Here is a 25,471-nt window from a genome sequence, read left to right as displayed (position 1 = left end):
AGTAGACGTTCTATGAATCCCAACTACCTGGACTTTGAACAGCCGATCGCCGAGCTGGAAGCCAAGATCGATGAGCTACGCCTGGTCGGTAACGACAGCCGTATCAGCTTGAGCGACGAAATCGGCAAGCTTGAAGACAAGAATCGCAAGCTCACCGAATCGATTTTTCGCGATCTTAGCGCCTGGCAGGTATCGCAGCTCTCGCGTCATCCTCAGCGTCCTTACACGCTGGATTACCTCGACAGCCTGTTCGAGGATTTTGACGAGCTGCATGGCGATCGTCACTTCGCCGATGACGCCGCCATCGTGGGTGGCGTGGCGCGCCTCGACGACAAACCGGTGATGGTCATCGGTCATCAGAAGGGGCGTGACGTCAAGGAGAAGGTGCGGCGCAACTTCGGTATGCCGCGCCCGGAAGGTTATCGCAAGGCGTGCCGGCTGATGGAAATGGCCGAGCGCTTCAAGATGCCGGTATTGACCTTCATCGATACCCCCGGCGCCTATCCCGGGATCGACGCCGAGGAGCGCGGCCAGAGCGAGGCCATCGCCTACAATCTGGCGGTCATGTCGCGCCTCAAGACGCCGATCATCTCCACCGTCGTGGGCGAGGGTGGCTCCGGCGGGGCACTGGCGATCGGTGTCTGCGATGAGCTGCAGATGCTGCAGTATTCGACCTATGCGGTCATTTCCCCGGAAGGCTGCGCCTCGATCCTGTGGAAGAGCGCCGAAAAGGCCTCCGAGGCGGCGCACGCGATGGGTATTACCGCCGAGCGCCTCAAGGAGCTGGGCTTCGTCGATACCCTGATCAAGGAGCCGCTGGGGGGCGCGCACCGCAACCCGCAGAAGATGGCCGATAGCATCAAGGACGCCCTCGGCGCGAGCCTCGAGCGAATGGAAGCCATGGAGACGGATGACCTTCTGTCGCGTCGCTATGAGCGTCTGATGAGTTATGGCGCGCCCCAATAACGCACGGCCGATCCCCGAAGCCCTTGTCGACGACGCCCTGGCGATGACCTCGCCGGGGCGTTGCGTTTGGGTGGCGCTGTCGGGTGGCCTGGATTCCTCCTTGATGCTGACGCTGGCGGTAGAGGCGTGTCGCCGTCATCCACGGGCGCTCTATGCGTTGCACGTCAATCATGACCTGCAGCCCGCAGCCGAGGATTTCGAGCGGCATTGTCGAGTGCTTTGTTCACGCCTTGGCGTGCCGCTCTTCGTCGAGCGTGTCACGGTGGTATGTGGTGAGCGCGGCCTCGAGGCACATGCCCGTGAGGCGCGGCTCGCGGCGTATGCGCGCCGCGTTGCACCGGGAGACACACTGCTGCTGGCGCAGCATGCCGATGATCAGGCCGAAGGCCTGTTGCTGGCGGGCTTGCGCGGAAGTGGCTTGCGCGGCATGGCCGGCATGCCTGAGAGACGCGAGTGGCAGGGGCGTTGCATGGTCCGGCCGTGGCTGTCCGTGACGCGGGCAGCGCTGGAGCGCGAGGCCGCGGCACGTGGCCTGCGTTGGGTCGATGATCCGAGCAACGCCGACGAACGCTTCGACCGTAACTATCTGCGTCATACGGTCATGCCGGCGCTGGCGGCACGCTGGCCGGGTGCAGCGACATCGTTCGCGCGTACCGTCGAGCAACTGGGCGAGAGCGATGCGCTTCTGGAAGAGCTGGCTGCAGAAACCTTGCAGGCACTGGGTGGCGAAGCGGCCTGCTTGCCGGTGGCGGATCTCCTGGCGCTGTCTCGTCCACGTCAGCGGCTTCTCGTACGGCATGCCTGTCGGCAGCTCTGCCTACCCACGCCGCCGCGCGCGCGCCTCGAAACCTTGCTCGATCAATTGCAGGCCCGCGACGATGCCCAGGTACGCCTGGATTGGCCGGGTGCCCAGGCCAGGCGCTGGCGAGGGCATCTCTATCTGCTGGCGCCGCTCGAGCCTGTCGATGTTGGCTGGCAAGCCGCGTGGGATGGCGTCACCCCACTGGAAACGCCGTCGGGCCCCCTGGACTGGCAGCTGATACCCGAGCCGCCGCGTGATATCCGTCTCACGCTGGGCAGGCGTCGGGGCGGTGAGACGCTGCGCGTGGCGGGACGCGGCCGGCGCGACGTCAAACGGCTCCTGCAGGAAGCCGGGGTGCCCCCCTGGCAACGCGAACGCCTGTGGCTGGCCTGGGAAGGCGATACCCTGGTCGGGGTGCTGGGCGTGGCCGCTGCCGAAGGCTGGCGGCTGGCGCCGATGCCTCACGACCACCGGCTCGGTTAGGTGTCGATAACCAGCGAGAAGCCGGCGCTACGTTGGTACCGCGCTTCTTGCTCGAGGTCGGCCATCAGCAGCGGCTGTTCGGCCTGGCCGAGTGCCAGTCGCAGGGTGTCGCCATCGGCCTCGAGGCGGACGTCGAGGGCGGGCTGCTCGGGGCGCGAATGATTGAGCGCCACCGCCAGGCGCAATAGCCGCGCCAGTCGTGCATAAATCGATCGCGAGGCCGAGGGAAGGGCATCGAGCTCCTTGCCGGGGAACTTGCGTCGATGGGCACGCACCAGAAAGGCCAGGGCTTGTTGCTCGGGGCGCGAAAACCCGGCCAGGTCAGAGTTTTCCAGCAGATAGGCGCCGTGACGATGAAACTGGCTGTGCGAGACCGCCAGGCCGATTTCGTGCAACTCGGCGGCCCAGGCCAGGAACTGGCGCTGCTCCTGACTCAACGGCCAGGCGTCGGCGACGTGCTCGCAGAGTTGCACGGCAGTGGCGCGTACATTGTTTGCCTGACGCGTGTCGACGTCGAAACGCCGGCGCAGCGTGATTAGCGCCGAGGCGCGGGAATCCTCGGCGGTATTGCGGCCGAGAAGGTCGTAGAGCACGCCTTCGCGCAGGGCGCCATCCGAATAGCGCATGCGTTCGAGTTCGAAGGCCTCGAAGATGGCGCACAGAATGGCCACGCCGGCCGGAAATACCCGAGCCCGGTCGCTCTTGAGCCCTTCCATGGTGACCTTGTCGAGTTTCTTGCACTTCAGCAGACGACTGCGCAGGTTCTTGAGCCCCTGGCGCGTGATCATGCCCTCCGGCGCGTCGCCGCTTGCGGCCTGCACGGCGGCGATGGCCTTGATGGTGCCACTGGAGCCTACCGGGTCCTGCCAGCCGAGCTCTTGATAGGGGCGCCGAATGTTGGCGAGCTCCGAAAGCGCGGCGAGTTCGGCATCGCGAAAGCGCCGCTCGGTGATCGCGCCGTCGGTGAAGAAGCGCTGCGTATAGGCCACGCAGCCCATGTGCAAGCTTTCCAACGCCAGGGGTTCGAAGCGCTCGCCGATGATGAGCTCGGTGGAGCCGCCGCCGATGTCGACGATGAGGCGGCGTCCGTGCACCTCGGCCAGCGCATGCGCGGCGCCCAGATAGATCAGACGGGCTTCCTCGCGGCCGGCGATGATCTCGATGGGATGGCCGATCAGCGCCTCGGCTCGATCGATCAGCGTCTGGCGGTTGTGTGCCGCGCGCAAGGCGTTGGTGCCCACGATGCGCACGTCGCCAGCGTCGAGGCCGCTCAAGTAGGGGGCGAAGCGCTCCAGGCAGGCAAGAGCGCGCTCTAAAGCGGCATCATCGAGGCACTCTTCGGCGTCGAGCCCGGCCGCCAGTTGTACCTTCTCGCCGAGCTTGGCGACGACCTGAAGCTGACCGGCGTAATGATTGGCGACCAGCAGGTGGAAGCTGTTCGAGCCCAGGTCGATGGCGGCAAGACGCCGTGGCGCCGGGTGGCGGCTGCTCATGCGAGGATCCTTTTCACAGAAGTAGGGCAAGGTTGCGGGGGCGCCCGAGGCTTGTCAATTGTCGCCATGCGGCGTCCAATGGGGAATGATGAATTGGCCGAATGTTCAGGAGACGGCGTATGTCCGAACAGCTTTTCGAGGTGACGGACGACACCTTCGAGGCCCGCGTGCTGGAAGCAGCCACGCCCACCCTGGTGGCCTTTGTGGCGTCCTGGTGCAGCCCCTGCGTCGAATTGCGCCCGCGGCTATCCGCCTTGGCCAGCGCGCGCCAGACGACGTTGCAGGTCGCGCTGTGCGATGTCGATCTCAATACGGCCATGGCGCACAAGTACGGTGTGCGCGGCATGCCGACCTTGGCGCTGTTTACCGACGCGGGGCTGGATACTACGCGCGTGGGAGCGTTGTCCGCTGCGCAACTCGAGACATGGCTCGACCACCAACTCGTGAATTGAGCTCGCGCCATGGAGAGAGTTCATCCCCGATAAGCCCCGGCGTTGCGCCCCGGGATCACGCATGAGCAAAGTGGGCTTGCGTTTGGCTAGCGCCTTGACTACCATCGAGACGTTCGCCTGTTCCGAATGCTTCCCGACCGTTTACGCGGCATTGCCGTCGCGGTCCTCCAAGTCGTCAGATCGCCCCAAGTATTCTTGTCTCGCCAAGCCTCCCGATCAGGAGCTGGGCATGGCGCCAGGCGACGCGAACCGAATCTCTCAATACCGTTTTTCGCCAATCCCTCGCGCGGCGATGCCTTGAGGCATGAATGTGACGAGTGGAACGGATTTCCTGGGGCCCTCTGAACGCACCGCGCGGCGCACAACCGCCTCCTGTCTTTTGTCCGGCAATCCCATTGCCTCGCCGACACGAGCAATCTCTGACGAAACCGATGAATCTTACCGAACTCAAGCAAAAAACCGTTCCCGAACTGCTGGATATTGCCCGGGAAATGGGCATCGACAATCTGGCACGTTCGCGTAAACAAGACATCATCTTCGCCATTCTCAAGAAGCATGCGAAAAGTGGTGAAGACATTTATGGCGATGGTGTGCTGGAAATCCTGCAGGATGGCTTCGGCTTTCTTCGCAGCGCCGACAGCTCCTATCTGGCCGGCCCCGATGACATCTATGTCTCGCCGTCGCAGATCCGTCGCTTCAACCTGCGCAAGGGCGATAGTATCGCCGGCAAGATTCGGCCGCCGAAGGAAGGGGAGCGTTATTTTGCGCTTCTCAAGGTCAGCCAGATCAACTTTGACCGGCCCGAAAACGCCAAGCACAAGATCCTGTTCGAGAACCTGACGCCGCTGTTCCCGCAGGAACGCATGGTGATGGAGATCGGCAATGGCTCGACGGAGGATCTGACCTCGCGGGTCATCGATCTTACGTCGCCCATCGGCAAAGGCCAGCGTGGTCTGCTCGTGTCGCCGCCCAAGGCGGGCAAGACGCTGATGCTGCAGAACATCGCGACGTCGATCACGCGCAACAATCCCGAGTGTCATCTGATCGTGCTGTTGATCGATGAACGTCCCGAAGAGGTCACCGAGATGTCGCGCACCGTGCGTGGCGAGGTGGTGGCCTCGACCTTCGACGAGCCGCCCGCGCGGCACGTTCAGGTCGCCGAGATGGTCATCGAGAAGGCCAAGCGTCTGGTCGAGCACAAGAAGGATGTGGTCATCCTGCTCGACTCCATCACCCGCTTGGCGCGTGCCTACAATACCGTGGTGCCGTCCTCGGGCAAGGTCTTGACCGGCGGTGTCGATGCCCACGCGTTGGAAAAGCCCAAGCGTTTCTTCGGCGCGGCGCGCAACATCGAGGAAGGTGGCAGTCTCACGATCATTGCCACCGCCCTGGTGGATACCGGCTCCAAGATGGACGAAGTCATCTTCGAAGAGTTCAAGGGTACCGGCAACATGGAGGCGCATCTCGACCGCAAACTGGCCGAGAAACGGGTCTATCCGGCACTCAATATCCGCCGCAGCGGTACGCGCCGCGAGGACCTCATCGCCTCCGAGGAAGAAATGCAGCGCATGTGGATTCTGCGCAAGCTGCTCAATCCGATGGACGACGTGGCGGCGACGGAGTTTCTGATCGATCGTCTGAAGGATACCAAGACTAATCTGGAATTCTTCGAGGCCATGAAAAGGCGTTGATTCTGGCCTGCTGCGCTCGGCAACACGGCGTTGAACTCCGGTTCGCCATGCTCATGTACTAAAGTACACTCCGCTGGCTCGCCGGAGTTCGCCTTGTTTTGTCTTCGCTCGCTGCGGCCAGCTCTCAACGCTTGATAATCTGCTGAGGCGAGTGGCGCCCAGGGATGGGTTCATGGCGCCTCCGGAAGGCCTGCCTCGGCTGAGGCGTGCAAGATATCGCCGGGCTGAAGGCCGATGGGCGGTCAATGAAAGGGCAGCATGTTATGCTGCCCTTTTCGCGTTCTGGCACGGAAAACCACATGAAGTATCGGGACTTGCGCGATTTCATCGCGGCGCTGGAGGAACGTGGTGAGCTCCAGCGAATCACGGCGGAGGTCGATCCCTATCTGGAGATCACCGAGATCTGCGATCGCACGCTGCGTGCGGGTGGGCCGGCGCTGTTGTTCGAGAACGTCAAGGGCCACGCCATGCCGTTGCTGGGCAATCTGTTCGGGACGCCGGAGCGTGTCGCGCTGGGCATGGGCCAGGACTCGATAGCCGCGCTGCGCGAGGTCGGCGAACTGCTGGCGTTTCTCAAAGAGCCGGAGCCGCCCAAGGGCTTCCGCGATGCCTGGGAAAAGCTGCCGATCTTCAAGCAGGTGATGAGCATGGGGCCCAAGACGCTGCGCAAGGCGCCATGCCAGGAAGTGATCCGCGAAGGCGACGAGGTCGATCTCGACCAGTTGCCGATCCAGCATTGCTGGCCGGGCGATGTGGCGCCGCTGGTGACCTGGTCGCTGGTGGTGACCAAGGGCCCGCACAAGGAGCGCCAGAATCTGGGCATCTATCGCCAGCAAAAACTGGGCAAGAACCGCCTGATCATGCGCTGGCTCTCGCATCGCGGCGGGGCGCTGGATTTTCAGGAATGGCAGCAAGCCCACCCGGGCGAGCCGTTCCCGGTGGCGGTGGCGCTGGGCGCCGATCCGGCGACCATTCTCGGTGCGGTGACGCCGGTGCCGGATAGCCTCTCCGAATACGCCTTCGCCGGCTTGCTGCGCGGCTCGCGCACCGAGCTGGTCAAGTGCGGGCATGCCGATCTCGAAGTGCCGGCCTCCAGCGAAATCGTTCTCGAGGGTTACCTCTACCCCGACGATACGGCGCCGGAAGGTCCTTATGGCGACCACACCGGCTACTACAACGAGGTCGAAACCTTCCCGGTCTTCACCGTGGAACGCATCACCCATCGCCGCGATCCGATCTATCATTCCACCTATACGGGGCGGCCACCGGATGAACCTGCCATCCTGGGCCTGGCACTCAACGAAGTGTTCGTGCCGATCCTGCGCAAGCAGTTTCCCGAGATCGTCGATTTCTACCTGCCGCCAGAGGGCTGTTCCTACCGCATGGCGGTGGTGACCATGAAAAAGCAGTACCCGGGCCACGCCAAGCGCGTGATGATGGGCGTCTGGAGCTTCTTGCGCCAGTTCATGTACACCAAGTTCGTGATCGTGCTCGATAACGATGTCGACGCGCGCAACTGGGAAGACGTGATCTGGGCGATCACTACACGCATGGACCCGGCGCGCGATACGGTGATGGTCGAGAACACGCCGATCGACTATCTCGATTTCGCCTCGCCGGTGGCGGGCTTGGGCTCGAAGATGGGGTTCGATGCCACCACCAAATGGGCGGGCGAAACCGACCGCGAGTGGGGTACCCCCATCGTCATGGACGATGCCGTCAAGCGGCGTGTCGACGCGCGCTGGGAGGAATACGGCATCGCTACGCCGCCACCGGCCCCCCGCCATTCGCCCCAGAGCGACGAACGAGGACACGATGACGCCTAAGACGCTGACCTGCCATGTCGAATCGGTCGAGGACCTGACGACCGACGTATTTCGCGTCCATCTGGCGGGGCGCCGCGAGGCCATCGCGCATGCTCCCGGCCAGTATCTGGAACTCAAGCTCGACGAGGAGATCTGGGTACCGTTCTCCATCGCCAACGCCCATGTCGACGACGGCATCATCGAGTTGCACGTTCAGCATTGGCCTGAACGCAGCAATTCGGCACGCCTGCGCGAGATCCTCGTGCAGGCCGCTCAGTTAACGGTGCGCCTGCCCAATGGCGGCTGCGTGCTGGATACCCACAGTCGGCGGCCGCTGACGCTGATCGCGGCGGGCACCGGTTTCGCGCAGATGAAAGCCATCGTCGAGGCGGCCTTGGCCAACGACCACCCGGGCCCGATTCGGCTGTGGTGGGCGGTCAAGCATCCGCGGGATCTGTATCTGGAAAGCCTGGCGCTGCAATGGGTCGCCGAGCATACGCATGTCGAGATGCACACCGTCAGCGAGGAGAGCGATTCCGGACTGAGCACGCCGCCGGGCGTGACGCGTCACGTCGGGCGTATCGACGCGGTCCTCGCCGAGGTGCTGGGGGATGTCTCCGGCGAAGATGTCTATCTTTCCGGTTCGCCGGGCATGGTCTACGCCTGCATCGACACCTTGGCGCCGTTGGGGCTCGATCCGGAACGGGTCTTCTCGGATGTCTTTGCCTATGCGCCGCGCGTGCCGTTGATTCCGCTGCCGGACGACCCGGCCGAGAGCGTACCTTTGGCGCCCGGTGAGCGCCGCGCGGAGGACGACGCATGAGCCAATCGCCGATTCTCGTCACCGGGGGCGCCCAGCGCTTGGGGCGCCATTGCGTCGAGCGCCTGCTCGACGACGGACAGCCGGTGATCATGAGCTACCGTCGCGAGCGCGAGTCCCTGGAGGCGTTGCGGCGGCGCGGGGCGGTGACCCTGGAAGCGGACTTTTCCAGCGAGGCGGGCATTCACGATTTCATCGCGCGCCTCAAGGCGCAGACCTCGTCGCTGCGCGCCATCGTCCATAATGCCAGCGACTGGGCGCCGGACAGCCTCGACGACGATGCTGGCGCCAATTTCGAGCGCCTGTTTCGCGTGCACATGCAGGCCCCGTACCTGATCAATCTGCATGCCCGCGAATTGCTCGAGGCCTGCCAAGAACCGCAGCGCGACATCATCCACATGACCGATTACGTCAGCCAGAAGGGCTCGCGCAAGCACGCCGCCTATGCGGCGACCAAGGCGGGGCTGGACAATCTGACCCTTTCGTTTGCCGCGATGTACGCGCCGAGTATTCAGGTCAACGCCATCGCGCCGGCCTTGATCATGCTGGGCGACGGTGACGATGAGGCCTATGCCGAGAAGGCCAAAGCCAAGTCGTTGATGGCCAAGGTGCCGGGGCCGGGCGTGATCTATCAGACGCTGCGTTATCTGCTCGACAACGATTTCGTGACCGGTGCGATATTGCCCGTCGATGGTGGTCGTCACCTGCGATGAGCGATAGCCCCGCCTTGGGCTTGCCAAATGGCGACAGCCGTGTAGGATGAGAGCATGTTTTGGAGTCAACCCATGTCGATAGCATCAGCCACCGCAAGCATGTATTCCCTGCCGATTCAGGCAGCGGAAGAGAGTGCGCGCGCGTTCTTTGGCTTTAGCTATTGGTATTGGTTTAGCCCCGGCGTGCCCGGCGGTAGGGTCACATGACCTGATACGCCGCGAGGCACGCCCCACCCCGGGTTGCCTCCTGCGTCTTCGAACCCCCGGTCGGCAACCCGACCGGGGGTTTTTGCGTTTAATCCACCCCTTTTTTGACGAATGACACGGGAGCGAAACATGTTCGAGATCGGCGGCGCATGGCAGAGCACGCAGGCACTATATTATTGGCGATTTAGCGACGTCCGGTCGGTCTTAGCTGCCACCTCCGACCGTGAAACGCTGGGTGGCGTCCGCCGAACACGAAGTTCCGCTGTCCGCTCGTGACGGACAGCCCAGACAAGAGACTCGACATGAACGCACCCTTGACGATGCCCCAACGCCCCGAGATCGCCACGGCACCTTCTCATCAGCCCTTGCCCACACCGGGTGAGCTCAAGCAGCGCCTGTCGCTGGGAGACGCCCTGGAGGAGCAGATCGAACGCCAGCGTGGCGAGATTCAGGCCATTCTCGATGGCCGCGACGACCGCCTGCTGGTCGTGGTGGGGCCCTGCTCGATTCACGATCCGTGCGCGGCGCTGGAATACGCTGAAAAGCTCAGTGAGCTCGCCGCGCGCCTCGACGACCGTCTGCTGCTGGTCATGCGTGTATATGTCGAAAAGCCGCGTACCACCGTGGGCTGGAAGGGCCTCGCCTACGACCCGCACCTGGATGGCAGCGACGACATGGCGCATGGCCTGGAGGTCTCGCGGCGCTTGATGCGTGACATCGCCGCCCTGGGCATGCCCGTGGCCACCGAATTACTGCAGCCGATGGCCGCGCCGTACCTGGAAGACCTGCTCAGTTGGGTGGCCATCGGGGCACGCACCACCGAGTCGCAGATCCATCGTGAACTCGCCAGTGGCCTGCGCGCCGCGGTGGGTTTCAAGAATGGCACCGACGGCAGCGTCGATGTCGCCGTTGCCGCGATGCAGTCCGCTGCGCACCCGCATCGTCATTTCGCTCTCGACGATGCTGGTCGCCCGGCGATGCGCGAGACCGACGGCAATCCGCATACCCACGTGGTGCTGCGTGGCGGGCATGGCAAGCCCAACTACGATGTGGACTCGGTGCGTGCCTGTCGCCGCGAGCTACAGAATGCCGGTATCACGCCGCGTTTGATGGTCGACTGCAGCCATGCCAATTCGCGCAAAGACCACCGCCGTCAGACCGAGGTCATGCTCGATGTGCTCGAGCAGCGTCTGGCCGGCGATCGCGATTTGGTCGGCGTGATGCTGGAAAGCCACCTGTACGAAGGCAAGCAGGCGCTGAAGCCGGGTGCCATGCGTTATGGCGTCTCCGTCACCGATGCCTGCCTGGGCTGGGAAGGCACCGAGCACTTGCTGACATTGGCCGCCGAGCGGTTGTGCGACGCATGTGCTTGAGCGGCGCTTCATGGCACTGTCATATCGGCGGTTCAGGATATGACCTCACAGCATGTTCCGACACGCCGGTGTGTCGGTGGAACGCCGTGAGGAGAGACCATGAGCAAGGAAATCGAGACCCAGCACAACTTCAACCGTAGCGATAACGAACCGTTCTCGTCGGTACTGGCACGCCATGTTTCTCGGCGTGACATCATGCGCGGCGGTTTGAGCCTCGCTGCCTTGGGCATGTTGAGCGGCATCGGCGGGCTCAACCTGGCCAACGCGCAGGAAAACGGTGCCCGCAAGACGCCGCTGGCGCTGGCGTTCGAGTCACTGCGTGGCTCGCGTACCGATGCCGTGGTGGTGCCCGAGGGCTATACCGCCCAGGTGTTGATTCCCTGGGGCACGCCGCTGGATGAGCAGGGACCGGCTTGGCATCGTAAGCAGGAGATGACCGCCGAGGCGCAGGCCCACTGCGTGGGCATGCATCACGATGGCATGCATGCCTTCCCGTTGAGCGAGCAACATGCTTCGCGCGACTTCCTGCTCGCCCTTAATAACGAGTATATCGATCAGGACGCGCTCTGGGCGCCGCGCGGCGGGCCGACGAATCCCGACAGCGGTCAACGTCCTCCCGACGAGGTGCGTACCGAGATCAATGCCCATGGCGTCACCATCGTGCGGGTGCGCAAGCAGGAGGATGGCAGTTGGTTGCATGTGGTCGGCGATGCCCACAATCGCCGCTTCACCAGCGCGACGCCGATGGATTTGGCAGGGCCCGTGGCCGGCAGCGATTACGTCAGAACCCGTTACTCCCCGGATGGCACGCGCACGCGAGGCACCAACAACAACTGCGCCAATGGCTTCACTCCCTGGGGCACCTACCTGACCTGCGAAGAGAACTGGCCCGAGGTCTTCGTCAATCGAGGCGAGCTCAATATCGACGATCGTCGCCTGGGGCTCCCCACCGATCGGGGGCGCTACGGTTGGGAAACCGCGGCGGGTGACGCCGACGAGCGCGACGACGAATTCGCGCGCTTCGACGTCACACCTCGTGGCAACGGGCCGCGGGACGATTATCGCAACGAGACGCGCACCTTCGGTTATGTCGTGGAGGTCGACCCCTACGATGGCCAGTCCCGGGCGGTGAAGCGCACCGCGCTGGGGCGCTTTCGTCATGAAGGCTGCTGGCCGGGCAAGGTCGTTCCCGGCGAACCGTTGGTCTTCTATTCCGGGCATGACTCGCGCAATGAATACATCTACAAGTTCGTGTCTGCCAAACACTGGGATCCGGCACATGCCAGTCGCCCCGGCGCCACCGAGGATCGTCTAGCGCTCGGTGATCGTTATCTCGACGAAGGCACCCTCTATGTGGCGCGGTTCAACGCCGATGGCAGTGGCGAGTGGTTGCCACTCGAACCCTCCACGCTTCTGGCAGACGGGCGCACGCTGGCGCAGGCCCTATCGCTGGCGGAGGGCGATCGGGCAGGCATCATCGTGCACACCTGTGACGCCGCCGACCTGCTAGGGGCAACGCCCATGGATCGTCCGGAATGGGGGACCGTCGACCCGGTGTCCGGCGAGGTCTACATGACGCTGACCAACAACTCCCAGCGGACGTCGGCACACAGCGAGCCGACGTATACCAACGGCGGCGACGCTATCGACGCTTCGGGCGTTGGCTATGCCACGGCCCCCACCGATGCCGCCAATCCCCGGGCCGACAATGAGAGCGGGCAGATACTGCGCTGGCGCGAGCGAGGCGATGACGCCACGCGCTTCGACTGGGAGGTATTCGTGTTCGGTGCCGCCGCGGACGATACGACCAACCTTTCAGGACTTACCGAACGCAACCAGTTCGCCAGCCCCGATGGGCTGTGGTACGACGCGCGCGACGACGGCCAGGGCATCCTCTGGATCGAGACCGACAATGGCTACGATGGTGTCGCCGAGCAGACCAACGACCAAGTGCTGGCGGTCGTGCCGGGTGCCTTATCACACGATAGCGGTCAGGCCTCGGTGGTGGGCGCCGGCAACCAGCAGCAACTCAAGCGGTTCGCGGTGGGGCCCAATGGCTGCGAGGTGACCGGCATCTTCGCTACACCCGACAAGACAGCGTTGTTCATCAACATTCAGCACCCCGGTAATTGGCCAGCGGACCCTGATGCGGCGACGCAGGATGCCACGCACGCCACTGCCGACAGCGTACGCCCGCGGGCGGCCACGGTGGTGATCCAGAAAGACGACGGCGGCCAGGTCGGGGTATAGCGGAAAGTTGGAAGAGCGCCGCTACGCGGCTGGAAGCTGAAAAGAAAACCGCCTCCGTCGCTTGAGCTCGCGACGGAGGCGGTGGTGTTTAGGCTGCCTTCGAGCTTCGAGCTTCGAGCTTCGAGCTTCGAGCTTCGAGCTTCGAGCTCAGGGCTTGGCGGCGTAGGCGTAGAGCAAGGTTTCCTGGGCGCTGATCGGTTCGGCGTCGCCGGCATCGAGGAGACGGTAGCGGCCGTCGGTCTGCAGCTCCCAGCTCTGACAGTTGTCCACCAAGTAGGTGGCCAGATCCTTGCGTACGCGCTGGGCGAGCTTCTTGTCGAGCAGCGGGAAGCAGGTCTCCACGCGGCGAAACATGTTGCGTTCCATGAAGTCCGCGCTGGAGCACCAGGTTTCGGGCTTGCCGCCATTGTGGAAATGGAATACGCGGGTATGTTCCAGGAAGCGACCGATGATCGAGCGCACCCGGATATTGTCGGAGATCCCTTCGACGCCGGGGCGCAGGCAGCACATACCGCGAATGATCAGGTCGCATTGCACCCCGGCGCGCGAGGCGCGATACAGCGCGCGGATCAACTGTGGATCGGTCAACGAGTTGCACTTGATGATCAGCTGCGCCTTTTGGCCCTTTTCGGCGTGACGCGCTTCGCGGTCGATCATCGACACCAGGCGGTCGTGCAGCACGAATGGCGCGTGCAGGAGCGTGTCGATCTGGCGCGGCTTGCCCATACCCGAGAGCTGCTGGAAGACCTTGTGAACGTCTTCGCAAAGCGTCTCGTTGGCGGTGAGCAGACTGTAGTCGGTGTACAACTTGGCCGTCTTGGAGTGATAGTTGCCGGTGCCTAGATGCGCGTAGTAGCGCAATGCGCCGCGTTCACGGCGGACCACGTGGAGCATCTTGGCATGCGTCTTGTAGGCCATGACGCCGTAGATGACGATGGCGCCGGCTTCTTGAAGGCGCGATGCCAGCGCGAGGTTGTCGGCCTCGTCGAAGCGTGCCCGCAGCTCGATGACCACGGTGACTTCCTTGCCGTTGCGTGCGGCATCGACCAGGGCGCTGACGATGGGCGAATCGGCGCCGGTTCGGTACAGGGTCTGCTTGATCGCCAGCACGTCCGGATCGCTGGCGGCCTCCTGGAGCCAGTCTTCGATCAGTGCAAACGACTGGAAGGGATGGTGCAGTAGAATATCGTTCTGGGCGATCTGCGTGAACAGGCTGACATCGCTCTTGACCTGACGTGGCAACCCTGGCGTGAAGGTGCGATACAAAAGGTCAGGGCGGTCGACATCACTGAGTACCGACATCAGCCGAGTCAGGTTGACCGGGCCGGATACGCGGTAGAGGTCCGCCGCCTCGAGTTCGAACTGGGTGAGCAGGAAGCGCGACAGCCGGTCGGGACAATTATCGGCCACCTCGAGGCGCACGCCACTACCGTAGCGTCGTGCCAGCAGTTCACCGCGCAAGGCCGAGGCCAAGTCCGAGACGTCCTCGGGGTCGACGGCCAGATCGGCGTTGCGCGTCAGGCGGAACTGGTAGCAACCGCGTACCTGCATGCCGGGAAACACTTCCTGCGCGTGGGCATGGATCATCGACGACAGGAAGACGTATTCGGTATAACGGGCTTCGCTCAGTGCTTCGGGCAGGCGCATCAAGCGTGGCAGGGAGCGTGGCGCAGGCAGGATGGCAAGTCCCCCTTCACGGCCGAAGGCATCGGTGCCTTCGAGCTCGACGATGAAGTTCAAGCTCTTGTTGACCAGACGAGGAAATGGATGCGAAGGGTCCAGGCCGATGGGGCTGATCACCGGCATGATCTCCTCGGCGAAATACTCGCGTACCCAGTCGGCCTGGGCCTCGGTCCACTGCGTGCGGCGACGAAAACGCAGGCGTTGCTCTTCGAGCGCGGGAATCAACGTCTCGTTGAGGATGCGGTATTGCCGCTCGACTTGCTCGTGGGCGATGCGCGATATCTCGGTCAGCACTTGGCGTGGTGGCATGCCGTCGGCGCCGCTTTCCTCGCGGGCTAGAGCAATCTGGTGCTTGAGGCCGGCCACGCGAATCTCGAAGAACTCGTCCAGATTGGAGGAGAAGATCAGCAGGAACATCAGCCGATTGAGCAGTGGATGCGAGGTGTCCAAGGACTGTTCGAGAACGCGGATATTGAACTGCAGGTGCGAGAGTTCGCGATTGAAATACAGTGCCGGATCGTCAAGATCGGCCTCGGGGAACGGCGCGGGCTTGGCGTGAATGCCCGTGCGCGTGCGATTGACGCGTAGCGGCGGCGTTTCACCGGCCTCCTGAGAGGTGGTGTTGTCGCTACCGAGGGGAACATCGGAAGAGCGCGTACCGTCCATCATGAGCTCCCTGTCGTCGCTGGTGATCAACCGCTGCCCCGGAAGCATGACACCCGTCTGTGACAGGAATGTGACAGTGACGACCGGGCATCTTCAGTATACGCACGAAACAGGGCGCGACACGCGCCAACCTACGGAGAGGGCGGGCCAAGCGTGGCCCGCTTGTCGGAAATCAGTCTTCGTAGGGTGCTTCGTCATCGGCGTCATGCCGGTGACGCGGGACCAGGCGACCGAAGAGGATGCCGACCTCGAACAGCAGCCACATGGGGATGGCGAGAAGGCTCTGGGAGACCACGTCCGGGGGCGTCATCAGCATGCCGACCACGAAGCAGCCGACGAGCACGTAGGGGCGTTTCTTGCCGAGACTCTCGACACTGGTCGCGCCGGTCCAGATCAGCAGGAACGTGGCGATGGGAATTTCGAAGGCCGCACCGAAGGCGAAGAACAGCTTGAGCACGAAATTGAGGTACTGATTGATATCGGTCATGACCGTGACGTTCTCCGGCCCGGTATGGACGAAGAAGTCGAACAGCAGGGGAAAGACCGCGAAATAGGCGAAGGCCACGCCGCCGTAGAACAGCAAGATACTCGAGGCGAGCAGAGGAAATGCCAACGTCTTCTCGTGCCGGTAGAGGCCCGGGGCGATGAATGCCCAAGCCTGGTAGAGCACGAAGGGAACGGCGATGAACAAGGCCGTGAACAGCGTCAGCTTGAAGGGCGCCAGGAAAGGCGAGGCCACTTCGGTGGCGATCATCTGCGAGCCTTCGGGCAAGAGCGCCATCAGGGGGTCGGCAACGAAGCTGTAGATGTCGTTGGAGAAGGCGTAAAGCGCAGCAAAGATGACGACGATTACCGCCACTGCCTTGACCAGCCGCGAACGCAGCTCGATCAGGTGTTCGATCAAGGGTGTCTGGGCGTGCTCCTCCGGTTCGCGGGGCGGTGTATCGCTCATGGGGTGTTGGAATCCTTGGCGGACGAGGCGTCGGGTGTTTCCCGGGAGGTGGCGGGACGCGCCGTCGGGGTGTCATCACCCGGTCTAGGCGTCGCCGGGTCCCGGTGTGATCCGGCGTGATGCGTATCGGTGTCGTCGGCGTGGCGTTCGACCCCGTCGCGAACCTTGTGCAGACCGGCGTCGAGCTTGCGTTGTTGCTCGTTGAGCTTCTGGCGCAGGTCCTCGGCTTCCAGCTGTGCATTGATTTCGCGCTGCATGCCGGACACCGTGCGCTTGATCTTGCCGATCCACAGGCCCACGGTGCGCGCCGCCGTGGGCAGGCGCTCTGGTCCCAGCACCAATAGGGCCACGACACCGATGAGCATCAGTTCGAGAAAGCCCATATCGAACATGGCGGTTACTTCCGCTCGGAGGTTTCGTCGGCCTTGGACGATTGCGAGGTTTTCGAGTGCGTGTCGAGCGTCTCGTCGTTCGCCTCATGCTCGACACGCTGCTGCGTCGTGTCCTCGTCGTCGTGCGCTTTTTTCTGTTCCTCTTCGCCGACGGCGCTCTTGAACCCCTTGACGGCGCCCCCGAGATCGCTGCCCAGGTTGCGCAGCTTCTTGGTGCCGAAGATCAGGATGACGATGCCGAGAACGATCAGCAGCTGCCAGATACTGATTCCACCTAACATGGAAGATCTCCTTGATGCCCGCAGACGGCCGGGCCGATTAGCGTGATGGGCGTGACGCTTTCTCTTCCAGGCCGGACGTTCCGAAGCGTCGGGCCAGTTCATCCAGCACCGCCTGATGGTCGATGTCCAGATGCGAGAGCATCACTAGGCTATGAAACCACAGGTCGGCGGTTTCGGCGACCAATGCCTGCCGCGTTTTGTCGTCGCCGTGTTCGGCATCCTTGGCCGCAAGCAGGGCTTCGGTCGCTTCCTCACCGACTTTCTCCAGGATTTTGTTGAGGCCCTGGGCATGGAGCTTGGCAACGTACGAGCTGTCGGGGGCGGCATGGCGGCGTGCGGCCAGGACGTCCGATAGCTGGGAAAGCGTATCACTCATGATGTGACGGTTCCGAGACAAAGAGGATGGTGGGTAGATGATAGCAGCAACATTGCGCGCTGATAGGGGTATTAACGCCAGGCGATGAGTGCCAGTCCCAGTGCGGCGGCGACCAGCACCGGCCAGGGTTGGCTGTTCGCCCACTCCCAGAGGGGCTGCCAGGCCAGCGCTACGGCGATCAGCAAGGCACCGAAACGCAGCCGCCGCGCGCGCGTTCCGGCACTGTGCCAACGCCGTTGCAAGGCATTGAGCACCTCGGTTTGCTGGCGCTGCTGGCGGTGGCTGTCTTCGCTGCGGGCGAGCGCCTGGTGGGCCAGCACGGGCAGCTCGGGCAACTGGCGCGAGAGTTCGGGTGCGTGCTTGGTCAAGGCGTCCCAGAAGCCGCGAGGCCCGGCACGTTCTTTCATCCACTGTTCCAGGTAAGGCTTGGCGGTACTCCACAAGTCCAGGTCCGGGTACAACTGGCGACCAAGCCCTTCGATGTTGAGTAGCGTTTTCTGCAACAGCACCAGCTGCGGCTGGACTTCCATATTGAAGCGCCGCGCGGTCTGGAACAGCCCCAGCAGTACCTGGCCGAAGGAGATGTCCTTGAGCGGTTTCTCGAGAATCGGCTCGCAAACCGCGCGAATGGCCGCGGCGAACTCGTTGGCGCGCGTGTCCTCGCCGACCCAGCCCGATTCGATGTGCAACACGGCGACTTCGTAGTAGTCCTGGCGGAAGAAGGCGAGCAGATTGCGGGCCAGGTAATCCTGGTCCTCGCGGGTCAGGCTGCCGACGATTCCGCAGTCGATGGCGATGTACTGCGGGTCGCGCGGATTGTCGGCGGACACGAAGATATTGCCGGGGTGCATGTCGGCATGGAAGAAATTATCGCGAAACACCTGGGTGAAGAAGATTTCCACACCGCGCTCGGCGAGTCGGCGCAAGTCGATGCCGGCCGCTTGCAGGGCGTCCATGTCGGCCACCGGAATGCCGTGGATACGCTCCTGAACCATCACCTGCTTGCGTGTCAGCGACCAGTGAATCGCCGGCACGTAAAGGAGCGGCGAATCACGAAAGTTACGCTTGAGCTGTGAGGTGTTGGCCGCTTCCTTGTGCAGGTCCAGTTCATCGAACAGCGTCGCCTCGTAGTCGGCAACGACCTCGACGGGGCGTAGCCGCTTGGCTTCGGGAACACGCTTGAGCAGACGCGCGAAGGTATACAGCAGGCCAATGTCCTTGCGCATCACGCCATCGATGTTGGGGCGGATGATCTTGACCACCACGTCTTCGCCGCTGTGCAGGCGTGCGCCGTGGACCTGGGCGATGGAGGCCGAGGCGAGTGGCTCGCGGGTGAATTCGGCGAAGGCGGCATCGATATCCATGCCGAGCTCTTCCTCGACCAGTGCGCGGGCCTGCTCGCCGGGAAACGGCGGTACCTGATCCTGTAGACGCTTGAGTTCGTCGGCGATATCCGGCGGTAGAAGGTCACGTCGGGTGGAGAGCATCTGGCCGAACTTGACGAAGATCGGGCCCAGGGCCTCGAGGGCCAGGCGTAGGCGCTTGCCTCGGGTGTGCGGGCCGGTGGGTAGCAAGCGCAGTGGCGACAGCTTCATCGCCAGGCGCAGTATGCCGGGGAGGCGCTCTGAGGGGATCAGGGTGTCGAGGCGGAAGCGCGCGATCACCCAGCCGATACGAAACAGCCGCAAACTCACGACGCGTGTTCCTCCTGTTGGCGACGTTCGATCTCGCGAACCAACCGGTCCAGGCGTGCCTCGAGTCGGTCGGTGGCCAGGCCCAGTTGCGTCAGGTGCTCGCGGGCGATCTCCCATTGCGTGCGGCTGGGCAGTAGCCGTGCTTCCTCGGTCAGGTATTCATGCACGTCGCGTCGCAACTCGCCGCGCGTACGTAGACCGAAGCGGTTCAGGCGTCGCAAGCCTTGCGACAGGCTATGCGCGGGCATATCGCCTAGCCAGTGTGCGAGCTCGGCTTCCCAGTCGACCTCCAGATCACTGAGCAACTGACTGGCGCGTTCGAGCACGTGTGTGCGTCCGCGCACCGACAGCCTTCCGGCGAACATCAGTGCCTCGACACGTTCGCCACCCAGCAGCGCACCCAGGGTCTCGACATCCAGTTCGACGACCACGTCGCTATCGGCCTCGTCGGGGTCGTGCTGGGCGAGCAGGGTGATGCCGTGGGTGTCGAAATGCACCAACACCGCCAGTGCCGGGCGTTCAAGACGCAGCGATATGCGTTGTCCGGCAAGCTGCGACAATTGCGAGGGCGAAGCGGGATCGTGTGCAAGCAGCCCGTTGATCAGCGTTTCCGCGCTGGCCAGCAGGGTGGTGAACATCACCGGCATGACGGCCTCATAGTTTGATGCCACGGTGCAGGGCGACGACGCCCCCGGTCATGTTGGTGTACTCGACACGCTCGAGCCCGGCGTCTTCCATCATCGCCTTGAGGGTTTCCTGGTCGGGATGCATGCGAATCGATTCGGCCAGGTAACGATAGCTCTCGCCATCCTGGGCGACCCATTCGCCCATGCGCGGCAAGACGCGGAAGGAATATTCGTCGTAGAGGCGCGAGAGTGCAGCGCTCGCCGGCTTGGAAAATTCCAGTACCAGTAGGCGGCCGCCAGGCTTGAGCACGCGCGCCATGGAGCGCAGTGCAGCATCTTTATCGGTGACGTTGCGAAGGCCGAAGGCGATGGTGATGCAGTCGAAGCTGTTGTCGGCGAAGGGCAGCGCTTCGGCATTGGCCTGCACGTATTCGACATTGTCGCCGACACCGTTGTCGAGCAACTTGTCGCGTCCCACACGCAGCATCGAGGCGTTGATGTCGGCAAGCACCACGCGACCGCGAGGACCGACCAGGCGCGAGAACTTGAGCGCCAGGTCGCCGGTGCCGCCGGCGATGTCGAGCACGTGATGGCCGGGACGGACACCGGCGCGCTCGAGGGTCAGACGTTTCCAGAGGCGATGCACGCCGAACGACATGAGATCGTTCATGACGTCATAGCGGGCGGCGACCGAATGGAAGACTTGCGCCACCCGGTCGGCTTTCTCCTCGACCGGAACTTCCTGATAACCGAAGTGGGTCGTGCGCTTGTCCATGACCTTTCCTTGGGCAGGCGTGGAGTGCCCGCGCGGTGCGTGGAAGTGGGGCTGCATTGTAACGTCGCCCCCGGCGTTTGTCGCCACGCCGGGGTGTCTTATAACTCCTTGATGGTGATGGTGGAAGGCTCGCGCGAGGCACCGGCCTCCTCGAGACGGCGCAGGTAATCGGCCCACCATTGCTCTTGATGGCGGGCCATTTCATAGAGGTAGTCCCAGCTATACAGGCCGCTGTCGTGGCCGTCATCGAAGTGCAGCTTGAGGGCATAACGCCCGGCCTGGGTGATGTTCTTGAGGCCGACATCCTTCTTGCCAACCTGTAGTACAGCCGTGTCGGGGCCGTGGCCGCGAACCTCGGCGGAGGGTGAGAACACGCGCAACAGCTCCGCCGGCAAGCGGTAGGACGTGTCATCGGCATAGCCGAGCTCGAGCTCGCGGGCCTTCTGATGGTAATGGATGCGCGTGGGAACGGGTGCGGTCATGGAACCTCCGGTGAGCTTCGAGCTTCGAGCGGTTCGTTGCCCGAAGCTCGTAGCGCGTGGCTTAGAGAATGTACCGCGACAGATCTTCGTCGGTGGCCAGTTCGCCGAGTTGCTCGTCGACATAGGCGGCATCGATGGTCAGCGGGCTTGCCATGTCGCCGCCCTGGAAGGATGGCTCCTCGAGCAGGCGTTCCATCACCGTGTGCAGGCGCCGGGCGCCGATGTTCTCGGTGCCTTCGTTGACCTGCCAGGCGATCTCGGCGATGCGCGTGATGCCTTCATCGGTGAAGTTCACGTCCAGGCCATCGGTCGCCAGCAGCGCTTGGTACTGTTTGGTCAGCGCGGCGGACGGTTCGGTGAGGATGCGCTTGAAGTCAGCCGGCGTCAGTGCTTGCAGCTCGACGCGGATCGGCAGGCGCCCCTGCAACTCGGGGATCAGGTCCGATGGCTTGGAGAGGTGGAATGCCCCCGAGGCGATGAACAGGATGTGGTCAGTGTTGACCATGCCGTGCTTGGTGGACACCGTCGACCCTTCGATCAACGGCAGCAGGTCGCGCTGCACGCCTTCGCGGGAAACATCGCCGCCACTGCCCGAGTCACCGCGCTTGGCGACCTTGTCGATCTCATCGAGGAAGACGATGCCGTTCTGCTCCACTGCCTCGATGGCGCGGTTCTTGATCTGCTCCTCGTTGACCAGCTTGGCGGCTTCCTCGTCGTGCAGCAGGCGCCGGGCTTCCTCGACGGTCACGCGGCGCGATTCCGACTTCTGCTTGCCCATGTTGGAGAACATGCTTTGCAGCTGGCTGGTCATCTCTTCCATGCCCGGCGGCGCGGAGATATCGAAGTTGCCACCCTGGGGCGTGACTTCGATGTCGATCTCCTTGTCGTCGAGCTGGCCTTCGCGCAGCTTCTTGCGGAAGGTCTGGCGCGTTGAGGAGTCGTCGCGGGCATGGTCGTACTCGCTACCGCGCGGCCGCGGCAGAAGCGCGTCGAGAATGCGCTCCTCGGTGGCGTCCTCGGCCTTGTGAGCGACTTCTTCCTTGGCCTGCTCGCGGACCATCTTCATGGCCATCTCGACCAGATCACGAACGATCGACTCGACGTCACGGCCGACATAGCCCACTTCGGTGAACTTGGTCGCCTCGATCTTGATGAATGGCGCCCCGGCCAGCTTGGCCAGGCGACGGGCGATTTCGGTCTTGCCGACCCCCGTGGGGCCAATCATCAGGATGTTCTTGGGCACCACCTCGCCGCGCAGGCTGTCGTCGAGCTGCATGCGACGCCAGCGGTTACGCAGGGCGATGGCCACCGAGCGCTTGGCTTCCTGCTGGCCGATGATGTACTGATCCAGTGCGTGGACGATCTCGCGGGGAGTCATCTGTGTCATGACGGAGCCCTATGCTGCCCGGGAGCGGTGAGCGTGGCTCACAGCTCCTCGAGGGTAATGTTTTGATTGGTGAAGACGCAGATATCGCCGGCGATTTCGAGCGACTTCTCGGTGATGGCGCGCGCGTCGAGCTCGGTGTTCTCGAGCAGGGCGCGTGCGGAGGCCTGGGCGTAGTGGCCGCCGGAGCCGATGGCGATGATCCCGCGCTCGGGTTCGACGACATCGCCGTTACCGGTGAGGATCAGCGAGGCGTTCTTGTCAGCCACGGCGAGCATTGCTTCCAGGCGCCGCAGGGCGCGGTCGGTGCGCCATTCCTTGGAAAGCTCGACGGCGGCCTTGACCAGGTGCCCCTGGTACTTATCCAGCTGGGCCTCGAAGCGCTCGAACAGGGTGAAGGCGTCGGCCGTGCCGCCGGCGAAACCGGCCAGCACCTTGCCATGGTGAATGCGGCGTACCTTGCTGGCGTTGCCCTTCATCACCGTGTTGCCGAGCGAAACCTGACCATCGCCGGCGAGGGCGACATGTTCGCCGCGACGTACGGATACGATCGTGGTCATGGATGGGAACTCCTTGTGGGGTGTCGGGCACCCGATGACTTGATTGCCGAGGCGCCCGTGGCCCCCCAGGCGATAAAACGGTGGCGACGAATGCCATGATGCTCACGGTAATGCGGGCGGCAGACGGGGAAATCAAGCCGCCCGAGCGCCCCTTCAGTTCTGTAGCTTGATCAGCAGTGGCTCGATGCCTTGTGTCACCATCAGGTCCTGGGCGCGCGTCAGCTCATTCGTGTCTTGGTAGGGGCCGACCTGCACACGATGCCAGGTTTCGTCGTTGGAGGTTTGCACTTCGGTAATCTTGGCGATCAGTCCGAGGTCCTGAAGTCGACTTGCGAGGCGCTTGGCATCGGCGACCTTGCGAAACGAGGCCGCCTGCAGCATGTACTTGAGCCCATCGGCGGAGGGGTCGGCCACCACCTCATCAGCACGGTCGTCGCTCGTGTCCGGCGAACTCTCACCGCCGCTGCTGGGCGCCGCAGTGGTGTTATTCACCTTGGGTGCGATGACCTCCGATTCCGGCAATAAGGTATAGAACTCGAAGGTCGGCATGCGCGACTCGGAGGCGTCCTCGTTGGCGGCACCGCTGGGTGAGGCGCCATCGCCTGTATTACCCGTCGAATCGCTGCCGGACGAGGCGCTGTTGGAGGGCTTGGGCATGACCGTGGCGACCGGGTCCGGGGCCGACTGCTGTAAGTATTGGGCGAGCGCGAAGCCGGCGATCAAGCCGGCCACGCCCCATAGCCATCCTGGAAGGCCCGCGCGCGATGACTTGGTCTGGCGCTTGCGGCTGGTGGCGCCGCGTGACGCGGCGCGGGCGTTGCTCTTTCCTTGCTGAGCGGGGCGACGAGCCATGCTTACATCTCCTCGGGTGCGCTGACGCCCATCAGGTCGAGGCCGTTGCGTAGCACCTGGCGCGTGGCCAAGCCCAGTGCCAGCCGTGCATTGCGCAACTCATCGTCGTCGACCATGACTTTGACCGCGTTGTAGCAAGTGTGGAAATCGGAGGCCAGATCCATCAGGTACTGGGCGACCTGCTGTGGCTCGCGGGTCCGGGCGGCCCGTTCGACGACTTCCGGGTAGCGTGCCAGGCGGTTCATCAGCTCTTTCTCCTGCTCGGTGTCGAGCCGATTCAGGTGCTGCATGCCCAGCGCATGATCGAATGCCTTGGCGTCGGATTCGGCGCGGCGCATCATGCTGCACACGCGCGCATGGGCGTACTGGATGTAGTAGACCGGATTGTCGTTGGACTGCGAGCGGGCCAGATCGATATCGAAGGTCAATTGCGAATCGGCACGCCGTGCGGCGAGGAAGAAGCGGGTGGCATCACGGCCCACCTCATCAATGAGATCGCGCAGGGTCACGTAGCTGCCGGCGCGCTTGGAGAGCTTCACCTCGACCCCGGAGCGCGTGACCAGCACCATCTGATGCAGCACGTAGTCCGGCCAGCCTTGCGGGATGCCGGTTTCCAGCGCCTGAAGGCCGGCCCGCACGCGGGTGACCGTGGAGTGGTGATCGGCGCCCTGCTCGTTGATCACGGTGGTAAAGCCGCGCTGCCACTTGTCGAGATGGTAAGCGACGTCCGGCAGGAAATAGGTATAGTCGCCATCTTTCTTGCGCATCACCCGGTCCTTGTCGTCACCGAAGTCGGTGGTGCGCAGCCAGATGGCGCCATCCTCTTCATAGGTATGGCCACCGTCGACGAGTGCTTTCACCGTGGCGTCGACCTTGCCGTCGTTGTACAGCGACGACTCCAGGAAGTAGACATCGAACGCGACACCGAACGCCTTGAGGTCGAGATCCTGCTCGCGGCGCAGGTAGGCGACGGCGAAGTCCTGAATGGCCTTAAGATCCTCGGCATCCCCTTTGCCGGTGACTTCTCGATCATCGGCGGTAATCGTCTCGCCGGCCAGATACGCCTTGGCGACATCGGCGATGTAGGCGCCGCGATAGCCGTTCTCGGGCCACTCGGCGGCCTCTGGCGTGAGACCTTTCACGCGCGCCTGCACCGAGTGGGCGAGATTTTGGATCTGGACGCCCGCATCGTTGTAGTAGAACTCGCGGGTGACATCGAAGCCGGTGGCTTCCAGCAGCCGGCACAGGCAGTCGCCGATGGCGGCACCACGCCCATGGCCGACGTGTAGCGGTCCGGTGGGATTGGCGGAGACGAATTCCACCTGCACCTGCTGGCCCTGGCCGCTCAGGCTGCGCCCGAAGGTATCGCCGGCATCCAGGATGTTAGGAATGACCTGGGCGACGGCGTCGGTGGCGGCGAAGAAGTTGATGAACCCGGGGCCGGCGATGTCGACCTGGCGTATGGCGGCGCTTTCCGGCAGCGCCGCGACCAGTGCCTCGGCCAGCTCGCGTGGCTTGCGTCCGGCCGGCTTGGCCAGGGTCAGCGCGAGGTTGCTCGCGTAGTCGCCGTGGGCCTTGTCCTTGGTGGGCTCGACCTTGATGGCAAGCGGAGTGTCTTGGGGAAGAATGCCTTGCTGCTTGAGCTGCGTACCGGCCGCGTCGAGCAGTTCGATGATGGTGTCTTTCATGAAAT

At 63.5% G+C, this 25,471-nt stretch carries 23 protein-coding genes; 9 read left to right on the top strand and 14 right to left on the bottom strand.

The annotated features are described in order from the left end of the window. Positions 1-12: 12 nt before the first annotated feature. Positions 13-966 carry an acetyl-CoA carboxylase carboxyl transferase subunit alpha gene (gene accA, locus OP494_RS11705; protein WP_280540967.1) on the top strand — a complete coding sequence of 318 codons (954 nt, stop codon included), beginning with the start codon at positions 13-15 and terminating at the stop codon, positions 964-966. Next, positions 950-2,251 carry a tRNA lysidine(34) synthetase TilS gene (tilS, locus tag OP494_RS11700; RefSeq protein WP_280540965.1) on the top strand — a complete coding sequence of 434 codons (1,302 nt, stop codon included), beginning with the start codon at positions 950-952 and terminating at the stop codon, positions 2,249-2,251. The genes accA and tilS overlap by 17 nt, the downstream gene beginning before the upstream one ends. Here the strand turns inward: tilS and ppx are convergent. Then, positions 2,248-3,744, bottom strand: a complete 1,497-nt coding sequence (gene ppx, locus OP494_RS11695; protein ID WP_280540963.1) for an exopolyphosphatase — start codon at positions 3,742-3,744, stop codon at positions 2,248-2,250. The two genes, tilS and ppx, sit on opposite strands and share 4 nt — an antisense overlap. Positions 3,745-3,863: 119 nt before the next feature. On the opposite strand from ppx, the gene OP494_RS11690 reads away from it, so the two are divergent. From OP494_RS11690 to OP494_RS11660, 7 genes are all read left to right on the top strand, one after another. Then, positions 3,864-4,196, top strand: a complete 333-nt coding sequence (locus tag OP494_RS11690) for a thioredoxin domain-containing protein (protein ID WP_040239573.1) — start codon at positions 3,864-3,866, stop codon at positions 4,194-4,196. A gap of 431 nt (positions 4,197-4,627) precedes the next feature. Further along, positions 4,628-5,887 (top strand): transcription termination factor Rho, encoded by a 1,260-nt coding sequence (rho, locus tag OP494_RS11685; protein WP_178998501.1) that lies wholly within the window; start codon positions 4,628-4,630, stop codon positions 5,885-5,887. A 299-nt stretch (positions 5,888-6,186) separates the two neighbouring features. Further along, positions 6,187-7,713, top strand: a complete 1,527-nt coding sequence (gene ubiD, locus OP494_RS11680; protein ID WP_280540959.1) for a 4-hydroxy-3-polyprenylbenzoate decarboxylase — start codon at positions 6,187-6,189, stop codon at positions 7,711-7,713. Continuing rightward, a complete protein-coding gene (locus OP494_RS11675; RefSeq protein ID WP_280540957.1) occupies positions 7,703-8,515 on the top strand; it encodes an NAD(P)H-flavin reductase in 813 nt (270 codons plus the stop codon). The genes ubiD and OP494_RS11675 overlap by 11 nt, the downstream gene beginning before the upstream one ends. Next, on the top strand, positions 8,512-9,225 hold the full coding sequence (folM, locus tag OP494_RS11670) for a dihydromonapterin reductase (RefSeq protein WP_280540955.1): 714 nt from the start codon (positions 8,512-8,514) through the stop codon (positions 9,223-9,225). Before OP494_RS11675 ends, folM begins: the two co-directional genes overlap by 4 nt. A 509-nt stretch (positions 9,226-9,734) precedes the next feature. Beyond that, entirely contained in the window at positions 9,735-10,805 is a 1,071-nt protein-coding gene (locus OP494_RS11665; protein ID WP_280540953.1) for a 3-deoxy-7-phosphoheptulonate synthase, read from the top strand. Between the two features lie 99 nt (positions 10,806-10,904). Next, the gene (locus OP494_RS11660; RefSeq protein WP_280540951.1) at positions 10,905-13,055 is read left to right on the top strand and encodes a PhoX family phosphatase; all 2,151 of its coding nucleotides are present in this window, start codon (positions 10,905-10,907) and stop codon (positions 13,053-13,055) included. 147 nt (positions 13,056-13,202) lie between these two features. On the opposite strand, the gene ppk1 is transcribed toward OP494_RS11660, so the two are convergent. The 13 genes from ppk1 to argS all read right to left on the bottom strand — a co-directional run bounded on the left by ppk1 (position 13,203) and on the right by argS (position 25,466). Then, positions 13,203-15,404: a polyphosphate kinase 1 gene (gene ppk1 / locus OP494_RS11655; protein WP_280540949.1), complete on the bottom strand. Its 2,202-nt coding sequence runs from the start codon at positions 15,402-15,404 to the stop codon at positions 13,203-13,205. Between the two features lie 172 nt (positions 15,405-15,576). After that, positions 15,577-16,356: a twin-arginine translocase subunit TatC gene (gene tatC, locus OP494_RS11650; protein ID WP_280540947.1), complete on the bottom strand. Its 780-nt coding sequence runs from the start codon at positions 16,354-16,356 to the stop codon at positions 15,577-15,579. Then, positions 16,353-16,748, bottom strand: coding sequence for a Sec-independent protein translocase protein TatB (gene tatB, locus OP494_RS11645; protein ID WP_280540944.1), 396 nt, complete (start codon positions 16,746-16,748; stop codon positions 16,353-16,355). The genes tatC and tatB overlap by 4 nt, the downstream gene beginning before the upstream one ends. Positions 16,749-16,753: 5 nt before the next feature. Continuing rightward, positions 16,754-17,029, bottom strand: coding sequence for a Sec-independent protein translocase subunit TatA (gene tatA / locus OP494_RS11640; RefSeq protein WP_280540935.1), 276 nt, complete (start codon positions 17,027-17,029; stop codon positions 16,754-16,756). 37 nt (positions 17,030-17,066) lie between these two features. Further along, positions 17,067-17,405, bottom strand: a complete 339-nt coding sequence (locus tag OP494_RS11635; protein ID WP_280540931.1) for a phosphoribosyl-ATP diphosphatase — start codon at positions 17,403-17,405, stop codon at positions 17,067-17,069. Positions 17,406-17,476: 71 nt separating this feature from the next. Further along, on the bottom strand, positions 17,477-19,099 hold the full coding sequence (gene ubiB, locus OP494_RS11630) for a ubiquinone biosynthesis regulatory protein kinase UbiB (RefSeq protein ID WP_280540929.1): 1,623 nt from the start codon (positions 19,097-19,099) through the stop codon (positions 17,477-17,479). Further along, positions 19,096-19,746 (bottom strand): SCP2 sterol-binding domain-containing protein, encoded by a 651-nt coding sequence (locus tag OP494_RS11625; protein ID WP_280540928.1) that lies wholly within the window; start codon positions 19,744-19,746, stop codon positions 19,096-19,098. Before OP494_RS11625 ends, ubiB begins: the two co-directional genes overlap by 4 nt. Before the next feature lie 7 nt (positions 19,747-19,753). After that, positions 19,754-20,500, bottom strand: a complete 747-nt coding sequence (gene ubiE / locus OP494_RS11620; protein ID WP_246967420.1) for a bifunctional demethylmenaquinone methyltransferase/2-methoxy-6-polyprenyl-1,4-benzoquinol methylase UbiE — start codon at positions 20,498-20,500, stop codon at positions 19,754-19,756. Between the two features lie 98 nt (positions 20,501-20,598). Beyond that, positions 20,599-20,982: a DUF971 domain-containing protein gene (locus OP494_RS11615; protein WP_280540926.1), complete on the bottom strand. Its 384-nt coding sequence runs from the start codon at positions 20,980-20,982 to the stop codon at positions 20,599-20,601. Between the two features lie 61 nt (positions 20,983-21,043). Further along, on the bottom strand, positions 21,044-22,369 hold the full coding sequence (gene hslU / locus OP494_RS11610; protein ID WP_040239595.1) for an ATP-dependent protease ATPase subunit HslU: 1,326 nt from the start codon (positions 22,367-22,369) through the stop codon (positions 21,044-21,046). Between the two features lie 38 nt (positions 22,370-22,407). Then, the gene (hslV, locus tag OP494_RS11605; RefSeq protein WP_040239597.1) at positions 22,408-22,926 is read right to left on the bottom strand and encodes an ATP-dependent protease subunit HslV; all 519 of its coding nucleotides are present in this window, start codon (positions 22,924-22,926) and stop codon (positions 22,408-22,410) included. Positions 22,927-23,079: 153 nt separating this feature from the next. Further along, positions 23,080-23,778: an SPOR domain-containing protein gene (locus OP494_RS11600; RefSeq protein WP_280540923.1), complete on the bottom strand. Its 699-nt coding sequence runs from the start codon at positions 23,776-23,778 to the stop codon at positions 23,080-23,082. Between the two features lie 2 nt (positions 23,779-23,780). Beyond that, entirely contained in the window at positions 23,781-25,466 is a 1,686-nt protein-coding gene (gene argS / locus OP494_RS11595; protein ID WP_280540922.1) for an arginine--tRNA ligase, read from the bottom strand. Between the last annotated feature and the right edge of the window lie 5 nt (positions 25,467-25,471).

This window comes from Chromohalobacter sp. 11-W, assembly GCF_029889905.1.
In the GTDB taxonomy this organism is placed as follows: Bacteria; Pseudomonadota; Gammaproteobacteria; order Pseudomonadales; family Halomonadaceae; genus Chromohalobacter.
The sequence above is the reverse complement of the archived record's forward strand: the minus strand, read 5'-3'. Positions and strand labels throughout refer to the sequence as shown.